Origin of the sequence: Leptospira gomenensis (genome assembly GCF_004770155.1) — a bacterium.
In the GTDB taxonomy this organism is placed as follows: domain Bacteria; phylum Spirochaetota; class Leptospiria; order Leptospirales; family Leptospiraceae; genus Leptospira; species Leptospira gomenensis.
In genome coordinates this window covers 76,238-95,589 of record NZ_RQFA01000015.1, presented here as the reverse complement: position 1 = coordinate 95,589, position 19,352 = coordinate 76,238, and the positions used below count along the sequence as shown (strand labels likewise).

General features: G+C 48.4%; 7 protein-coding genes. All 7 read right to left on the bottom strand.

Annotation, left to right across the window (positions count from 1 at the left end; genetic code table 11):
- On the bottom strand, positions 1 to 269 hold a 269-nt coding region (locus EHQ17_RS19930; RefSeq protein ID WP_135736136.1), incomplete at its 3' end, for a hypothetical protein.
- Positions 269 to 1,705, bottom strand: coding sequence for a hypothetical protein (locus tag EHQ17_RS20080; protein ID WP_246057371.1), 1,437 nt, complete (start codon positions 1,703 to 1,705; stop codon positions 269 to 271). The genes EHQ17_RS20080 and EHQ17_RS19930, both read right to left, overlap by 1 nt.
- 793 nt (positions 1,706 to 2,498) lie before the next feature.
- Positions 2,499 to 4,280, bottom strand: coding sequence for a hypothetical protein (locus tag EHQ17_RS03795; RefSeq protein ID WP_135594832.1), 1,782 nt, complete (start codon positions 4,278 to 4,280; stop codon positions 2,499 to 2,501).
- Between the two features lie 70 nt (positions 4,281 to 4,350).
- Positions 4,351 to 4,479 carry a hypothetical protein gene (locus EHQ17_RS20250; RefSeq protein ID WP_281276508.1) on the bottom strand — a complete coding sequence of 43 codons (129 nt, stop codon included), beginning with the start codon at positions 4,477 to 4,479 and terminating at the stop codon, positions 4,351 to 4,353.
- A 178-nt stretch (positions 4,480 to 4,657) separates the two neighbouring features.
- Positions 4,658 to 5,035 (bottom strand): NTF2 fold immunity protein, encoded by a 378-nt coding sequence (locus EHQ17_RS03790; protein WP_135594830.1) that lies wholly within the window; start codon positions 5,033 to 5,035, stop codon positions 4,658 to 4,660.
- A gap of 21 nt (positions 5,036 to 5,056) precedes the next feature.
- Positions 5,057 to 18,109 (bottom strand): coiled-coil domain-containing protein, encoded by a 13,053-nt coding sequence (locus tag EHQ17_RS03785; protein WP_246057370.1) that lies wholly within the window; start codon positions 18,107 to 18,109, stop codon positions 5,057 to 5,059.
- Entirely contained in the window at positions 18,103 to 18,915 is an 813-nt protein-coding gene (locus tag EHQ17_RS03780) for a hypothetical protein (RefSeq protein ID WP_135594828.1), read from the bottom strand. Before EHQ17_RS03780 ends, EHQ17_RS03785 begins: the two co-directional genes overlap by 7 nt.
- Between the last annotated feature and the right edge of the window lie 437 nt (positions 18,916 to 19,352).

Below are 19,352 nucleotides of genomic sequence, written 5' to 3'. Positions count from 1 at the left end.
GTAAAGAATAAACTAACAAATATAAAATATGCTATAATCGAATAGATATTTAAATTTGGAATTTTTATAATTGGAGCAATAAATTGCTTATATATGTTATTAAAAAAGTTGTTCAGAAATTCCAGTAGAAAGAATGTATGAAATATTGGAACAGGCAAGTAAGTAACAAAAGTTAACCAACGTGCTTTGTTAACATTATTCGTTTTGTAATATTCGACTTCATTTTTCCAATGCTTCAAAAACGATAATTTAAATGCCTTAATATACATCAATATTCCTTCCTGTCAAATAGCATCTCCGAAAGAGTTTTTCCCTTAGAGTTATTGTATTTGTAAATTAAACTTGCTCCGGCATATGCCAATCCAAAGACCGAAAACATCCCGGCTGCGACAGTCAATAACGGAACAGTAGGTAAAAACATAGCTGTTACAACCAAACCTAATGTAGTACCGGATAATCCAGCATCAAATATTTCGCTGTTCTTCCAGTAACCGCGATTCTGGACATCAACTAAAGTTGAAACAACCGAAGCGGCATTACCCACGGCTCCGAATACCTTCATACCCGCTGAATAACCTTTAAGCCCAGAGACATCATCCCCATTTTCTACTGCAGCTCTAATAGCATCATCCATAATTTCAGATTTAATTCCTTGGGGAATGTTCAAGGCATCCAATGCACTTGCAATTCCTTTTACTCGATTTTCACCTGTAGGATTTTTACCCGTAACTTCAATTGGTTTATTCAACAAGAAACCATCTACCTCAATGCCTTGAGCATTTAAACTTCTTAAAGTATTCCTGTAATAAGCCATTTGATCATCATTCAAATCCGCTCCTTCTTGAAGCATTTGATGATATGCTAAAGCCGTTTTTACTTGATTCATAAGCTTAGTTTTTTTATCGACTACCAACTCAACACCATCAAAACCCGCCTGTCTCATGCCTATATTCCAGGCTTCTTCCGAATTCGGATGATAAAATTTACCATCGTCACCTTCGACCCAACCAGTAGGTGGAGCTCCTTCATTTTTCGAAGGATCGAAAATAGTTAAACTTTCATTATAATCAGTTCCCATCGCTGGCATCATTACTACTTGTTGAGGCTTCTTCCCTCCAAACAACCCCGTAATCCCGTCCCAAGCACTCGAAGCCTTGTTCCCGATCCAATTCCCAGCTCCCTTCACCGTATTCCAAGCTCCAGAAAAAGCACCGGTAATATTGTCCAACAACGTAGGTTCTCCCTCTCTACCTCCCAAGTTGTAACCCAAACCGTCCATGATGTTCAAGAACAGATTCCCTTGGTTCTTCTGAGCTCCCTTCGCTGCTTCCTTAGCCATCTGTTCTTTGCTCAGGAAATTGTAAGAAGCACTTCCGTTAAAACCGTTCTGTTCAGACCAAGTGAGCGCAGTGCTAATCTTCAAGTTACCAAACATCGCACTCGCTGCCTGAAAACTCGCAGAATAACCGGATAAGTTGTCGTAGTTCACTTCCAAACCACCGACCTGAGCTTGCCAACCGTGGCTCGCTCTCACATCCCCCTTACCGAAGTTCTCCGTATACATCAAAGACACTCCGTTACCCATGATACCCGCGCTCACTCCAAAGCCGCTCTTCTCGTTGTAGCTGACCCCAGCGCCTAAACCACCACCGCCTACGTTCACTCCTGCTCCAAAGCCGCCGGCATAGCTGTAGCTCAGGTTCACGTTAACGTTCACGGCTCCTAAGCTCGCTTTCTTCGGCCGCGTCCCGGACGCTCTGCATCTTTTCTTACACGCTGCACCGAAACGAAAAAGAGCACCGGGTCGCGCTCTCAACTTCGGTCAAGTTATTCTGTTTCATCGTTACTGCATTAAACTTCTCTCATGCAAATAACTTGACCACGTCTCGATCGCTCGCGGGGGGTTTTGTGCACATACACTGCACTTCCCCATTTTCATACCAGTCACAACAGGATTTGCAACGTTCAGTGTAGGTCTTATTGCACAAACTTTAAACATGGTTCAATGATCCTTTGCGGCTTGTGTTAACCGTTTTTCGAGAGTCCGGATTTCCGGACTTTCGAATTTGGGTTTCACGGAGAAGGTGAACTGCACAGCTAATAATATCTAAATATTATAATCGAGAATGTAATAATCGGCAACGATATTAAATACAATACAACCCACTTATAAAATCCGGTTTTCTTTGAATATTTCGCATAATTTTCACCAGTTTCAAAGTCAATAAGACGCTGTTTACTACCGATCAAAAACAGAAATGAAAAAACCAGACCAAACGCGATTTGGATATTTAAAAAATGCCGAATTTTCAATATCAATGTTTCTCGCAAACTCGGCGCAAATAACACACACAGCGATTCCATAAACATATAAAGGGCCAGCACTTCCACGCTGGTCCCTATTGATGCAACAACTCTAGAAAGAGTTATACTCATATCCTCCCGGCAATTTGTGTAAATTTGCCGGTAGGTATCTATTAAAGGAATTATTATCTTCATTAATAATCGAACCAATTTTGAAGCGTTGTTTTACCAGTTTTCTCTTTGTAATACTGATCTGCAAAGTATAAACCAACCGATATCGCCGCATGCCCCAGAACCAATGGAGTTAAAAAACTGAGACCTCCAAGTAAACCTAACTGCATAGCAAAACCAGCCGTATTCCAAATACCATCTACAACTTGGCTATTAGTTGCTTTTCCTGCAGTAAAAATTTCATCACCAATCTTATAAACGTTCAACGCACTAAACGCAGCTCCTATGGCTCCAAAAAATTTTCCATAAACGCTTAACGCCTTCGTTCCGTCTCCGGATCTCTCGGCCATGTTAATTAAAACGTCTTTTACCGTCGCACCCGGTTGCATCGCATTTCCAGCGTCAGTCATTGGTGTAACTGAGCTCTCATACGGCTTAGAAGACTTAGGCTTCCCTCCGACGTAAATATTACTATCAGAGTCCATCGACATCCCCGGATGATCAATACCATATTTGTTAAAAGTATTGAAAATACCTTTTAGTAAACTTAACTCAGACGCAGTAATCGAACCATCTTGGCTTTTTGCTGTTAAACGATCGGCTGTACTAAGTAATTGTTTCTTCATATCTTCAGGTAATTGATCAGTCGAGTCGCTCGGGATTCCCTTTGTCGCTTTCACTGTTTGATCAAGTAAACCTAATTCCTCCAATGCCATAATCATCTGCATCCCTTGCGGACTTTTCGGATCTATATTGCCAGTGATAATATTTTCCAAAGTTCTGTCTTTGCCTACTTGATTGATAAAATCTTTTTCGTCCATAGGCATTCCCATTGCGGGCATCATCACCACTTGTTCAGGCTTTTTCCCACCAAACAACCCACTAATCCCATCCCAAGCACCCGAAGCCAAACCGGCGAGCCCTTTCCCAAGTTTGCTAAAACCGTTCCCGATATTGCCTAACGTCTCCAGTGGGTTCGTAAGTTGGTGCCAAGCACCGGAGAACGCTCCCTGGATATTGTCCCATAACGTAGGTTCACCTTCTCTACCACCCAAGTTGTAACCCAAACCGTCCATGATATTCAAGAACAGATTCTCTTGATTCTGTTGCGTGTTCTTCTGAGCATTCTTCGCGGCTTCCTTAGCCATCTGCTCCTTTGTCAGAAAGTTGTAAGATATTGAACCGTTAAAGCCGTTCTGCTCGGACCACGTAAGCGAGCTCGTCATCTTTAAATTCGTATCTCCGAACATCGTACTCGCCGCTTGAAAACTCGCCGAGTAACCGGATAAATTGTCGTAGCTCACTTCCAAGCCGCCTAACTGCGCCTGCCAGCCGTGGCTCGCTCTCACATCCCCTTTGCCGAAGTTCTCCGTATACATCAATGACACTCCGTTACCCGCAACTCCTGCGCTCACTCCAAAGCCGCTCTTCTCGTTGTAGCTCACTCCAGCTGCAAGACCCTCTCCTACGTTCACTCCCACTCCAAAGCCGCCGGCATAGCTGTAGCTCAGGTTCACGTTTACAGCTCCTAAGCTCGCTTTGTCCAGTGCGTAGTTGATCCCAGCGCTTGCAATTCCAGCTGCCGCGCCGGCCGCTCCACCCTCATACGTGCCTCGGAAACTTTTCCAAGCCGCCATGCCGATTGCTGAGCCGATCGCCATCGTAGCTCCTGCCGCTGCTACCGGAGGAAAAGGAACAAACGAAAGGATCGTGCCGATGATACCCGTTACCGCTAACGTTGTGCTTACCACCTTGTCCAACATCGCATCGTTCGCATACATCTCCGCACCGGTACGAACACCCAATTGATTTAACTGCTCTTGGCTTTTATTACGATTCTTTAATTTGTCTAACTCGTAGTTCGCCTCCGCAAACTTACCGTCCTACGATTTCTCCGGCCGCGTCCCTGCGAAGCCGATCCGTAGAGACGCGTAACGCCGTGTTGCGCCGGGTCGCGCTCTCCGCTTCGGTCAAGTTATTGAATACTGCTTTTGGAATATTCATTTTCCCTAATACCAATAACTTGACCACGCATCGATCGCTCGCGGGGTGTTTGTGCACATACACTGCACTTCCCCATTTTCATACCAGTCACAACAGGATTTGCAGCGTTCAGCGTAGGTCTTATTGCACAAACTTTAAACATGGTTCAGCAGTGATTTCTGTAAATGATGCGCGTGATCTACTGGGTCCCGTACGCATGCAGAACCTGCATTGTCTTTTTATCAATAAAGACAACTGGAGTTCCCCCCATATAGCCTTCAGGCAATTCATAAGTAATCCGCCAACATTCTTTATTTAAATGGCTTGAAAGTTTATTTTTTATTGTTGGATCATACATTTCTTCATAAGGATCCCAACAATTAAGAACCTCTGTTATCTGAACGATATATTTAATATTAGTAAACGGCTTATACCAATTTGCCTTTGAATACTGTTCATAAATCTTTACCAATTCCTTTTCTTTAGCATTCAACTTTCGATTCAATTCAACTCCTGACACTGCGAATCCTACAGTCGAGAAAAGAAGTCCTGAAAACAGACGATTAACAAAGTTCATATAAATTCAATCTCTCCCATATTAGTAATTTTGATAATTCACCTGAGGCCCGTAAAATGAAGTTCCCTCAGGAGACATCGTTATCACAGGTATCTTCCAATCAACGTCGGCTCTATGCATGTCATTTGGAGACGCAATAGGAGATAAATTTTCACCTCGGGTATTTGGATGCGTATGAAAAAATGCCACAGGGCTTTTTCCGGGAATAATAGGTAAATCTTTAGGCACACTCATTGTCTTATAATCTACACTTTTGACACCATTCCTTACAATAAATAATTCATTACTTTTATCGTCTTTATATATAAAAAATCCTTGCTCCTTTCTTTTGCTAATTGGCTTATCAGGATTTGAGTCTTTCCAAGCACTGAGCATTTCTTTTTTAAATTTTTCAACAATTCCTTCAAGATTTTTTAAATCTGCCCTATCCACTTGAAGATCAAAAGTCTCAGTTTTATCCTTCGGATAATTTGGCTTATAGTTAGAACCATCACTTTCTAAAACAGGAATATTATATGATTGATTAACATTTCCATTTCTTGATCTAACTTGTTCTCCCATTGCGGGCATCATTACAACTTGATCAGGCTTTTTCCCACCAAACAACCCACTAATCCCATCCCAAGCATCCGAAGCCAAACCGGCGAGCCCTTTCCCAAGTTTTCTAAAACCGTTCCCGATATTGCCTAACGTCTCCAGTGGGTTCGTGAGTTGGTGCCAAGCTCCGGTGAACGCTCCTTGGATATTGTCCCATAACGTAGGTTCACCTTCTCTACCACCCAAGTTGTAACCCAAACCGTCCATGATATTCAAGAACAGATTCCCTTGATTCTGTTGCGTGTTCTTCTGAGCATGCTTCGCGGCTTCCTTAGCCATCTGCTCCTTTGTCAGAAAGTTGTAAGATATTGAACCGTTAAAGCCGTTCTGCTCGGACCACGTAAGCGAGCTCGTCATCTTTAAATTCGTATCTCCGAACATCGTACTCGCCGCTTGAAAACTCGCCGAATAACCGGATAAGTTGTCGTAGCTCACTTCCAAGCCGCCTAACTGAGCCTGCCAGCCGTGGCTCGCTCTCACATCCCCTTTGCCGAAGTTCTCCGTATACATCAATGACACTCCGTTACCCGCAACTCCTGCGCTCACTCCAAAGCCGCTCTTCTCGTTGTAGCTCACTCCAGCTGCAAGACCCGCTCCTACGTTCACTCCCACTCCAAAGCCGCCAGCATAGCTGTAGCTCAGGTTCACGTTCACAGCTCCTAAGCTCGCTTTCTCCAAGGCGTAGTTGATCCCAGCACTCGCTACTCCTGCCATCGCTCCAGCAGCACCACCCTCATACGTGCCTCGAAAGCTCTTCCAAGCCGCCATCCCGATTGCTGAGCCGATCGCCATCGTAGCTCCTGCCGCTGCTACGGGAGGAAAAGGAACAAACGAAAGGATCGTTCCGATGATACCCGTTACTGCTAACGTTGTGCTTACAACCTTGTCCAACATCGCATCGTTCGCATACATCTCCGCACCGGTACGAACCCCCAATTGGTTTAACTGCTCTTGGCTTTTATTACGATTCTTTAATTTGTCTAACTCGTAGTTCGCCTCCGCAAACTTACCGTCTAAACCGGTATTTTGCATATTCAATATTCCGGAACTAAAATACGCAAGACCCGCCTCAGCCACTGTCTCTACGGCAAACGCCACAAAGTCCAACACGCCGGATACGGCATACATGGCGCCTTGCAAACCTCGCTCGCCGGCTTTTCCGGCCGCTTTCAAATCGCTCTTTGCCGAGTTGAAATTACCGATCATCATTTCATGATATGCTTTCGCTCCGCTCACTACCATCTGTCCAAAGCCCTTTACGGCTTCTCCCAAGCCCTCTCCGATCGTGCCCAACTGATTGTAAAAACGGCCCATTCCTCCCGACTTGCGTTTGCGGGCCGCATCCATCTTACCTTTGCGTTTGTCCATTTCCTTTTTGGCGGAAAGGATCGCGTAAAACTGACCGAACTGCGCCACTCCATACGCTCCATCCGGAACGTTTCCTACAAGAAAGCCCGAGTTAACCGCGGACTTCACACAATCCTCGGCTTTTTTGTTCATACAGGAAACGCTGTCACCGCTCGTCACGCCTTCCACAAAGTCGTTGTACGCGTCCATCGCGTCTGCGGGATTAAACAGACCCAATTCCGCTTCGTAGTTGTGTTCTTTGGCGGGATTAAAAACCTTCTTAAAGTCAGCGCCCATCTGGTTCTTCGCCAAACGAACCATCACCGTCAAATCGCTCGGACTCGGAACCTTGTCCCCGTTGATCAATGCGTCCGGTTTTCCCATATCCCAAACCGTTCCGTTCGAATCCTTCACCGAAGGAAACTTGTTCGGAGGATCGTAGAAAAACGGAACATACGTGGCTAACGTCTGCACCTCGTCCCCGCCCGAAGCCGTTTTGATCGTACGGACATACATCGCACCCACGCGCGCAAAACCTCCGTAGGCCATCGTGCTGTCCAACTGTTGATCGGTGGCCGTGTTCTGCGTCTTGATCGTCTCCGCAAACGACTGCGGCAAACTACGCAAACTTTCCAAGGTCTGGAGGATGATCAGGTTCTGGGACAACTTGTCCATATCCTGCATCATACTCTTAAACTTTTCCTTCACGCCGCTGTCGTTGAAGTTGTATTTTTTCACCTCGTTCAAAAAGAAGTTGGTATCGATGTTCGAAGCCCGATCGATCAAAGAAGCCGAAATACTACCCGGTTGTTTGGAAAGGATATTGGAGAGAATGTCGTTCACGTTGACGTTGACGTTCACGCCCTGGGGTAAATTCTCCTGCATCGCACTCACGATACCCGCAATCGAATCGTACATCTGCCGCAAAGACAACTCGTCCGCTTGTTCGCTGCTCTTCTGAAGAAAGTCCTTCGTCCAAGTTTCTTTTTTAACCACGGCGCTTTCGATCCGTTCTAGAAAAACCGCCTGGTTCGCCTCGTGTTCCGCCTTAAAGTCCGCTCTCCAACCCGACCACTTCGATTGAAACTCCTGAACCATGTTCTCCCAGCGTTTAACGCCCGTTTGTTTGAGATAACTCACGTTCTGGATCCAATCGCCCTTTAAATCGTAAAATTCCTTTTCCTTCAAATCCCATTGAAGTTTCTGTTGATCCGCTCTTTGTTGCAGTTCGGCGTTGAAAATCTGCGACACTACGCCCGACTCGCCCATATAATCGTTCAAAACGGATTTGTAAATCGCCGTTTCCACGTTAAGCGCAACCGTTTCCCCGTTCGTCGTGCGCGTGATCTTCTTCATCAAATCGGCGGTGAACTGTTCCCGATCCTGAAGAACGGTCTTCGCGTCCACCTTCACGGCGATCTTATCCGCGCCGCTGCCCACTTGTTTCACAAAACCTTCGGCCTTCGCGTAATACGCGTCCCTCGCGACATGATACTGCGCCTCGGCAAGCACGCCTAACGCGTCCAAAAATTCGTCCGCACCGACCATCAAAGCGGTCTGACGACCGTACTGATCCGTTTTTTCCGTGGTCGCGGACGTCGAACCCGCGGCGAATTCCCCCGCGCGGACATAGTTGCCGAACTGATCGTGGATCGCCTTCTGTTGAGCCAAACGCAGACCGTCGCTACCGGTAAGATCGTTAAACGACAAAGGAGAAAGCGAATCCGCGCTCGACTTCCAGACGAGGTCTTTCAGACTGTTGCTCGCCGGATTGGACCTTTCTATCATCGCCAAATCCGCGGACGTTAAACCGAACTCCGGACGACCCAACACGCTCAAAAGTTGATTGGTGTCGTCCACGTCGGTCAACTCTTGCAGTTGCGAATACAAACTCTTCAGCGTAGCCGCTTCCGACTTGATCGAATCCACCGAGGTCGCCACCTGGTTCTTATTGTTGTTGTAGGTGTTGATCTCGTTCACGTAGGTGAAGGTCAAAAGACACATACCCATACAGACCAGATCCAACTGTTGTAAAAAGAAAACCTGGGCCATCGTCTGCACGTTGAGGGCGACGCCGTATTGATTTTCGTACGACGAGGCCGAACCCGGACCGGAGCCCGCGCCCGCACGGAAACCTCTCGTTTCCGGCGCGGGAAAAAGAATCGAATTCATGTGTTCGTTCGTGCGTTTCGGAAGAGAAGTAAAGGAAGCGTTGTTCAAAACTCCGCCCCAACGATTCGTAAACTCGTTCAGGTTGAAAGGTTGCATCTCCGCGTTCAAACCCTGGGCGTAATCCCATTGATACGCCGTCATCACGTCCATCGTGCCGATACGGCCGGAAAGAAAACCTTCCGCCATACGCGTGCGGTCCCGGTTCCACTGTTCCGCTTTGAGATACGACGCACCGTCGAAATTCAGCGAGCCTTCCAACGAATCCAACATACCGACCGACTGTTTCGAAAACGGAGGAGCGATCCCGTACAAACCGTCCATCGCCTGATCGAAACGCGCCTGTTGATTGCCTATCTGACGTTTCAGATCCGCGACCTTCTGACGCAAGAGCGACTCCGCGGTGTTGAATTTCACCGCAAGCAGCGCCCACTTCTCCGCTTCCTGTTTTTCGTTTTGAACATACGCGTTCAAATCGCCTACGCCTATCTGAGCGGCCAGTTTCTTTTCCAACGCGGCCACTTGGAGTTGTTTCTCGTCTAATTCCTTTTGAACCGCCGCCAAACGATCCAACGCGAGTTTTTTCGGAGTATCGATGTAACCCGCAGGAATACCCGAACCGTCCGCCGAAGCCGGATTATTATTCTCCGCTTGATATATATTATGTTTAGAATATTCTAATAAAGTGGCATAATCGAAAAGCGCCGCTTTCTGATTGAAAGTGTCCTGAGCCGAAAGCATGAGGTTGTACGCGTCGCTCACCTCTTGTTGTTTGTTCAGATATTCGGATTGTTTCAGGGTCACGGCCGCCTGGGCGTCTTCGAATTGTTTTTTCAAACCCGTAGGGCCTTCGATGAGGGCGTTGGCCGCGTTAAACGCCACGGTCGCGGCGTTCAGTTCCGCTTGCGGATTCACACCGTTCAAAAGCATACCCTTAAGCACCGCATAACTCTGACCGGCGGTTTTGATCGTGTTTTTCAACGTGCCGATCAAACCGCTCTGACTGTTGATCGTATCCGCGTATTTATCGTAATCCACCGAACCCGGCGAAACGACGTTCAACGCCTGATCCAATCTCGCCTTCAAGTTCGCAAAGTCGCTTTCGAACGCGAAGTTGCCGCTCGCATCCCGGGACAAAACCCCGTCGGAAAGGGAATACGACGAACTCATCACCTTCGCCGCGGTCCGCAGACCCGGGTTCAAATCCGCCTTGGTCTGAATCGGATCGGAGGGAAGCGCGTCCTCCAAGGGAGTCCCGTCGAACACGAGACTTCTATGATTTTCCAAAAGGTTGAAAAGACCGCCTAACTTCTGTTCGGCGTCCATCTCCAATTCCCGCAGACGACCCTGGATCGCCAGGGATTCGTTCGTCAAAACGTCGGAGGCGACGTTGTCGGTGGGAACCCCCAAAAACGACTGATAACTGTTGAACTTGATCAGACCGCTTCTGTAGTCGTAGACGAACTTTTCCTTGCGGATGTCCCGATCCGCGTCCGCCAATTCCTTCTTCAAACGGATGGATTCGTCGCCGAGCGAGGACGTAAGATCCTTGTATTCGTCGGCATATTCAAAATTTTGAATAAAGATTTCCCGGGAAATCAGACCCGAAGGGTCGTATTGCCAAAGCCCCCACGCGTCCGCGGTGCCCGAACTCAAAAGACGGAACCGGTCCTTTTCTGCGTCCGACAAAACGGCCAAACCCTTGCTCGCAAAAAACGCGTCCATCTGACTGAAATAACCCGAACCGCCCGAGCCGTAAAAATTCGCAAGATCCGGATTCTTAGCCAAGTCCTCCGCGCTCACATCCTCCGTGTCCTCGCCGAGATAATGGGAAAGAAGAAAGTCCATCCTCGCCGACTCCACGATCGCCGATTCCGTACTCGGATCGAACTTCGCTTCCACGATCCAATCCCGGAGCGCGGACAAATCGTCGTAACTCAGTTCGTCCCTTCTCTGATCCGCCGGCGTGGAAGGATCGGCGTTACGCGAAATTCTGAGATCTTTTTCCGCATAATACGCGTTACGCGCTTCAAAGTCCTTCAAAATCTGCACGTTCAAAAAGCTGGAAGGGTTTTTGGAACCGTAGTTCGCCAGATAACCGTTGGTAAGCGATTCAATCTCGGCCTGTCTCGAAGGATCCAAAACCGGAGAACCGTCCGGACCGGACTTATGAACCGGACCCAGTTTCAGAAGAAACTCCGACATCGCGGCCCGTCTCGAATCCGCGCTCGACGGATCGAACTTGGCGACCATTTTTTTCACGGAGGTGGTTCCTTCCAAAACGGTGGTTTCCTGTTTTGTGTTCGAAAGAAAAAATTCGAAAGAGGCGATCAACGCAAAGTCCTTCAACTCGGCGGGCAAGTCCCGATCCGGAAAAACCTTACCTTGGGCGATCTGCGAACGGATCGTCGCAAACTGATTCACGAGCGAAACCGATTTCAACTCGTCGCGCATATCCGGATCGAAGTTCAACAAAAACGTATTCAGATCCGAAACCAAACCCTGTCTCTGAACCGTAGCCATCGCGTCGAACGGTTTCAGATAATCGCCCACTTCCAAAATCTGGGCGTCGGACATCGCCTTACCCAAAAACTTGGAATCGATTTCCACCGCACCCTGGTTCGGAACCAGAACGCTGAACTTACCCGCGCGAAGTTCGTCCAAAAATTCCGTCAAAATCGGATTACCGACCCGGTTCGAAAGATACGCGTTCGCGAGATTTCGTTTAAACAGATCCCAACTGTTCTCTTTGAGACGGTCGATTTTGGCCTGGGTCGCAGGGGAAAAGAAAGCCTCCGCCGCGGCCAGTTTGTCCCGATAGACGTGAAACGCGTTCAACCAATGCGCGTCTCCGAGTTTGGAGCGGAATTCCGACTCGAACTTCGCCTGATCCATCGGTTTGTTCTTAAGAATTTCATACTTTTCTAATAGAGACTGAACCTGCCCCAGATTGGAAAAAATCGGAGGATTACCGGAAAGAAAGGAACTCAAATCCGAAGACAGGGACGCGACCGCGGACAGGGTCTTTTGCGCTTCCTGCGCCGCCGTCAAATTGGCGAAAGAAACCGCCTTGTCCGTGCTCGGATATTGTTGGAGAAACTGGATATTTTCGATTTCGTCCGTAAACGCACCCGCTGCTTCCACCATCTGTTTGAGCGCCGGGTTAAACTCCACGCCTTCCAGGGATTTTTGGAGAAGGAAATCCCTCATATTCGCGACGATCGCAACCAGATCGTTTTGACCGATCTGATTCGGACCGGAACCCGCCGCGTAAAAAACGATCCGATCGTTCAAATCGTCCAGACGACCGGCCAACGCGTTCAACGGAGCGTCCTTTCCCTGAAGCGCGCTCACCCAAGCGTCCACTTTCAGCGAAACCGACTGGGCCGCGGCCGAAAGACCGGAGTTCGCCGAACTCAAGTTATACGAGAAAAAATAAGAGCCGTTGGAACCGAGGTCGGAGAACTGACTCGTCTCCTTGAATTTCGCAAAGTCCAAACGGGCCACTTGTTGGACGATGTTCCTCGAGGAGGTCGGAACAACGAAGTAATTGCCCGGATTCCCGGTCGAAATATCCGACCGTAACGGGCTCGAAAGCGGAAGTTCCAGGGGATCCGCGGGCAGAGGAGGAAACGTAAAACCGATCGCGACCTGAGGAACGAGGATCTTATCGATCGGAAGACCCAAAGCCTGTTTCGAAAGACGGGTCAGAAATTGTTGTTCCGACCTCAGATCCTGAAACTTGGAGGAAACGTTCCCCAGAAAAGCCACCGTAGACGAATGAGTTCCTACGAGAGCCAGACCGTCGGTTCTCAGCTGCTGCACCAAAGAAAGATATTGCCCGTTGTTGGCGGTCGCAAAATCGGAGGGATGCGCCGCGCGGAAAGCCGAAAGCGCGTTCAAACTGGAACGATAAACCGCGAGTTTGGACTGCGCGTTGGATTTGATCGAATTCAACTGGGCGAGTTCCGACAAAAACGCGTTCTTTTTCGCGGTCAAAGCGGAGGTATCCAAATCCTCAAGAGGTTTCGAATAACCTAATATTCTTAAATTGCCCGCGTTGTAACCGGCATCCCCCGGAACCTTACCGTTCGCGTCCCGATACGTCGGAGTCCAAGCGACCGAAAACCGCAGACGATCCGAACGATACCCCGATTCCCAGGGAAGTTTGCCGTTGACGTCCAAAAACGTAGGATTCCAGGAAGGAGAACCGACAGGATCCCCGTCCTGATCCGGAGCTCCCACATACGGAGAATTCCCGTCCGCGTCCGCGACCGGATCGTAAATCGGGAGATTGGAATCCGTCAGGTTTTTCAATGCGTCCATCGAGGCCACGATATCGTTCGCAAAGGACTGCATTTGCGAAAACGCGGGAGAATTAAAAAAGTTTAATAAAGAATCGAACTGAGACGAAAGGTTCGCGATCGGACCTTGCAGGTTCGCGTCCAAATTGTTGAACAGGGCGTTTGCGTCGGCGATCTCTTTTTGCCACGCGACCAGATCCTGTTGAACGTTGGTCCCGGTCAACAAACCGAAGACGGAACTCAGGTCCCCCGTCTGGATCAACTTCGCCAATTGCGCCTGCGGATCGGTGATCCCGGCGAGCAAGGCCGCCAACTCCGCTTTTTTCTGCGCGATCTTAGCGGAATCCACGACGTCCGGACCCGTTTGACTCCGGATCGAATCCTTGTAAAAATCCACGGAAGAATACGAACCTACACCCGCCGCGGAAATCAATTCCTGAAAAAGACCGGACGCATCCGATTCTTGGGCGTTGAAAAAATCGTCCCGAAGACCGCTCAAAATCGCGCCGGATTTTACGGCGTCCGAAAAACCCTTCATGCTACCCGCCAAATTCAGCCAAACCGAGGATTCCTGAAATACCTGGTTCGCGAAAACGAACGTACTGCCGAAGCTGAAATATTCGCTCGCCTTTCTTCTCTCCGATTCGTCGTCGGAAAGACGGAACGCAAAACGGTCGTCTTCGTCGAGAAAACCGTGATCGTCCTCGTAAAAGGAAAGAGTGGCCAGCGTACGGTCCCTGGTCTTCGCAAGATCTGCCTTAAATTTGGAATATTCAGAATTACTCATAAACGTCTGCGAAATGGATTGCGACGCGTTTTTCAGATACGCGAGGGCGATCTTACGCGCTCGGATTTCCAAAATCGAATCCGTCGAACCGGAAAAATTGGAATAAAGTTCGTTGATCTCGTTCGACAAACCGAGATAAATCGGATCCAACTTACGATCGGCGGCATCGGAACCTAAATTGCCCAGTTTCTCGAAAAGGATTTCCGCGACACGCGCGTCCAGTTTAGCGGCTTCGATTTTTGCGGATTCTTCCACACCGCTCACCGTATTTTGCAGATCTTCGATGTCGCCGTCTTCGTCCAAAAGAAAACCGAGCTGTGCCTTCTGCGCGGTTACGTTCGCCCTTTGACTTTCCAAAGCCTGCGTAAGGATCGAACTCATACCGCCGAGGATCGCGCTTCTTTCGTCGATCGTGTTTCTGTAATTGGAATACTGGGAGGAATAGTTGGAAAACGCGGAGGCCGCCCCGCTGAACGAAAGCCCCGTGCCCGCGATCAAAGACGAGATATCGTCCGGAATGTCCTGACCGGACGCGTTCTTTTTCAAAAACGAGGATCGAAACGAATCGATCTGCGATTTCAAATTCGTTCTCGTATTCATATCCAGGGTGGACATATCGACCAGGGTTCTCGCTTTTTGCAGACGATCCAAAGCCTCCAAACGGATATGAGAGGATCTGGTCGAAAGTTCGGACCAATACGCCTGGAGATCCGAAGTTTTCTGTTGGTATTTGCCGAACGCGACGGTGACCTTTTGGATTTCGAGTTGGAATTCCAAACTCGCCTCCGCACCGGGATGCGCCGTCGCATACGTACGATACACGTTCAAGGCCTGAGAGAAATCCGACTTGGCGGATTGAAAGGCGGACAACTGATCACCCCATTTGCCTAAGGAATCCGAAAGCCCCGATTTCCAAACGTTGAAATCGTCCAATTGCAGATAACTGCCGTTAACGTTGAGAGAAGAGGAAAACGAACCCAAAAACGAGGAGATCTCGTTCATCTTGGAATGGAAGGCCTGATACTGACCCTTATCCGCATCGTCGAACTGTGAAAGAAGATTGTCCGACTGAACGACCAAAGGATCCAGACTCGCGGAGAACTTCTCAACTGCGAACGGAAGTTTTTCCTTTTCCACGTTACCGTTCTGTTCGTCCCTGACTTTTTTCGCGAGAGCGTCCGTCAACGATTGAAGCTGCGCCTTGACCTGGGCCGCGCCTTGATTGCCGAACACGGACACCAAAACGGTGTTATCCGGACGGAGGAGATCCGACACTTTTTGCAAAAGTGTTCTGCCGGAATCCGAAACCGCGTCTTCCAAAAGTTTCAGTTTTTCCTTACCGGTTTCGAAGGATTGGATCCTGTTCCAAAGATCTCCGAAAAAATCCTCGGTGCGTTGCGCGTTGGTTTGGTTGTAGTTTTTGGAGAAGTAAACCTTCTCGTTTTCCTTCAACTTCTCCCGAGCTTCGGAAATTTGCAGATCGGCTTGATAGATTTCGAACTTGATACCGCCGTTCGGATTGTTGGGATCGTAGGTGGCGGCGTCGGTGTTTAGAGAGCCGATATCGCCCAACATTTCGGGGGAATTGTTCAGCGCCAAAATCTGAAGTTGTTTCGCTTCGTCGAAACGTTTTCTCGCGGCGGCTAGTTCCGACTGGGCGACCGCAAGCGCCGCGCTTTTTTCCTCGGCCAGTTTTTTCGCGGCTTCCAATTCCGAAAGAGAAGTGTTCGCCGGCGGAGCGGAACTACCGGTGGAACTCCCGGAATTCGGATCGGTCCCCGTCGTACCACCGACGACCGGACTTGTGCCGTTCAGTTGTTGGAGCAAGGCGAGATACGCGTTTTGTCTGGATTCGTACGCGGATTTAGCCGTGTTCAGTTCCGACTGGATCGACGCCATGTTGGCTACGTTCACGTTCGCTTCCGCGTAGTTGACGACCGCTTGTGCCCTCGCTTTTTTCTTTTCGATCTCGGCGAGTTCCGCTTTCGCCAAACGGAATTCGAATTCCGCGGAGCTGTAAAGATACGGGTCGGAAGAGGAACCGTTGTCGTTCAAAACTCCCGAGCCTCCGTTGTTGCCGAGAATGTCCTCGTCGTGGATCTTATTCTGAACCGACGCGACGTATTGACGGAACTGAGTCTGAAGCGCGGACCATTTGTTTCTTTCAATCGTATACGTGTTGATCAAGGCCGCGTCGGGAGGGGATTTCTTGTTCTCCTTGTCTATCTGATCCTGATACCAAGCGATGTTGGAGACGATGGAAGAAATCGTATCCGCGCTGGAAAGGATCGTACCCTGCATCCCGCTCAAATGGGCGACGTATTGCTCCTGACTCACGGAAAGATATTGATTGAGTTCCTGAAGGGCTTTCTCTTTGTTCTGTTTGAGTTTGAGTTCGGATTCGTCCCATTTTTTCAGACCGTCTTGGATCTGTTTGTCGATTTCCTGCGTCCACTTCGCCTTCGCTTCCAAAAGGGCGTAGTACGCCTTGGACCATTTGTCCTCGTTGCGAACTCGTTTGTCTTCGGCTTGACGATCGTATTCCAGTTTTTTAACGATCAAACGTTCGATCGCTTCGTCCCACAACGCCTGACCGTTCTGAAGGGCTTGTAGAATTTTTTCCTGCGGATTTTCACCGGAAACGTCTTCGTAGTTCGAAGGAAGATCTCCGAAGTCGTCCAAGTTGGACAAAAGTTGACCGGAAGCCGGATCCAATTCTTGTTTGGTCTTTTCGATCAGAAGTTCGGTGAGTTTGGTAGGATCCTGTTCCTGAGCGATCGCGATGTCCGTGTCGCGATTCAAGGATTTAACGAGACTTTGACGCGCGGGAAGTTTGACGCCGTTCTCTTCGAGATTGAAATAATTTTTGTAGTAAGCCTCGATTTCGTTTAACTTCTTTTCGAACTCGATCTTCTCCAAACCGGACAATTCGACCGCGGAGGCCGAACCCAAAATCGAACCTTTGATCGAAACGATATTGTTTTCCCAGAGCGCTCTCACACCAGTAATCCCGGATTGGATCGCCCCGTCCCAAGCCGCCAAACGCGTGTTAGCATCACCGGTCGCCGCGTTTTTGGCGGCGTCAGCGGCCTTGACCAGATTTTCCAGCGCAGTACGGATTTCCTTTTTTTTATCCGTGGTGAAATAGGATTCGAAATCCTGTTTGTTCCGATTGGCCTTCCAAGCCCCCCGTTTTTCCAACATTTCGTTTTCGAGATCTTCTTCCCAACGGATGGCTACGGTTCGTTTCTGATCCTGAAGTTGAATCCTCAGTTCTTCCCTGGCAGCCGACGTGCCCGTGAATTTTTTGAGTTCCTTTTCGATCTCTAGGTTGGCGTTGGCTTCCCATTCCGCGCCCAGGATCCGTTTGCCGCTTTCCACGACGTTTTGCCACTGCGTCGCGTCGGTCGCTTTTTCCGCCGCGTTGTAGTAGGATTCAAGTCTACCCTTGGCCTTGTTTTTGTTTTCAAAATTCAGGTCGAAAGGATCGGCAGCCAGGGAGGAAAATTCGAAAAACGGAACGACCGCGAATTCGAAAAGAAAAACCAAAACCATCGGAAGCGCGACCGCCTTGGTCCAACGCAACCCCGAGGCCAAAGACGCGACTCTGATTTTACCGGCGAGAAGATCCGAAGCCTCCCGAACGAACACTTCGCCGTCCGGACGCGGACCGGAAACGGACGCGGAACCGAGCGGAACGGACTTACGGAAACGGGACAAACGAGAAGGTAAAAAACCGATTCCCCTGTCGAACAAGGAACGGAGCCTTCTGTATGCAAAAAATGGAATATTCGAATTATCTAAAAAATAGGCGGGGGAATTTTCGTTCGGCGATACGGAAAAAGATCTGGAGGAATTTGGATTCAACATAGTAAAATCAACCCTTTGGCAAAATTTGGAGGAAAATGAAACAGTAAAGACAAATAACGATGGAATTTAAGCAGAGAAAGGACGATGTCCGGATCCTCTACGGAAAAAAACGAAGGCAAAAACGCGACGAACCCGGAACGAGATTCGAAACGGTTCACACACCGAAACGACGGATCCGAAAACGAATCCGACGAACCGCGACGCAAAACGGCCGCGAAACAATCGGCGAAAAAACCGAAACCGTCGTCCGAATTCTCGGGAGACGCAGAGCCGTGTTCCAAACCGGAAGAATTCGCAAAACTATGAATCCTAGAAAGATAAATTTTAGGATCGCAGGTAACGTTCAAAAAGAAGTCCCACTGAAACGACAGACGTCGATTTTCTTCCAGATAAAAAAAGACGGGATCATCCGCATCCAACAACTCGCGTCGATCGGAGAACTTCGCACTCGAAGAGGATAAGATCCAAGATCGCAAAGCGGAAACGGAAGTAGAAGTAGAAGTAGAGTGCGAAACCGCGGAACGTTTTCCCGCCAATCGTCCGCCGGAAACGAACGAACGCCAAACACGGAAACGGGAAGAAACAAACGAAGAAGAGAAAGACGAAGAAAAAAAACGGGAATCGTCGTCGCGGGAAAAAACGGAGGAACCGCGAAATAAAAACTCGGATTCGTATTCGCGATCCGCTTGTTCCAAACCATCCGACAAAAAGGAATCGAACGAATAGGAACTGACTTCGGCGTACAAAGAAACGAAAGGACAGGAAATGTAGAACAACAACATTCCCCAAAAAGAAAGATGAATCATTTGCCGAAGAAAGAACACAAGAATTCCTTAGGAGTGGAGAATGAAAGAAAGATAACGACAAAGTCAAGCATTTTTAAAAATCAAAGAACAAAAGAAACGAAAACCGAAACTTTGGTTTATAAATAAATATTACTTTTTCAGGGTCGAATCGAAACGAACCGCGAAAAAAAAACGGAACGTTGTCCGAAATCGCAAACAAGAAGATATATAAAAACGGGGAATTCCTAAACGCGTCAAAACGAACCTTCTTCCCGAAAAATCGTTCCGCGCAACTACTACAGAATACGAATTCGGGATACGATGTTTTCTTTCCTCAAATCTCCGAATCCGAACGGTCGGATTTCGATTCTTGGTCGCCCGTTCGTCCCGATCAAAAATAAAAAACATTCAAATTTTATAATATTTAAATCCGTACAAAAATCCGCGAAGTATCCGAT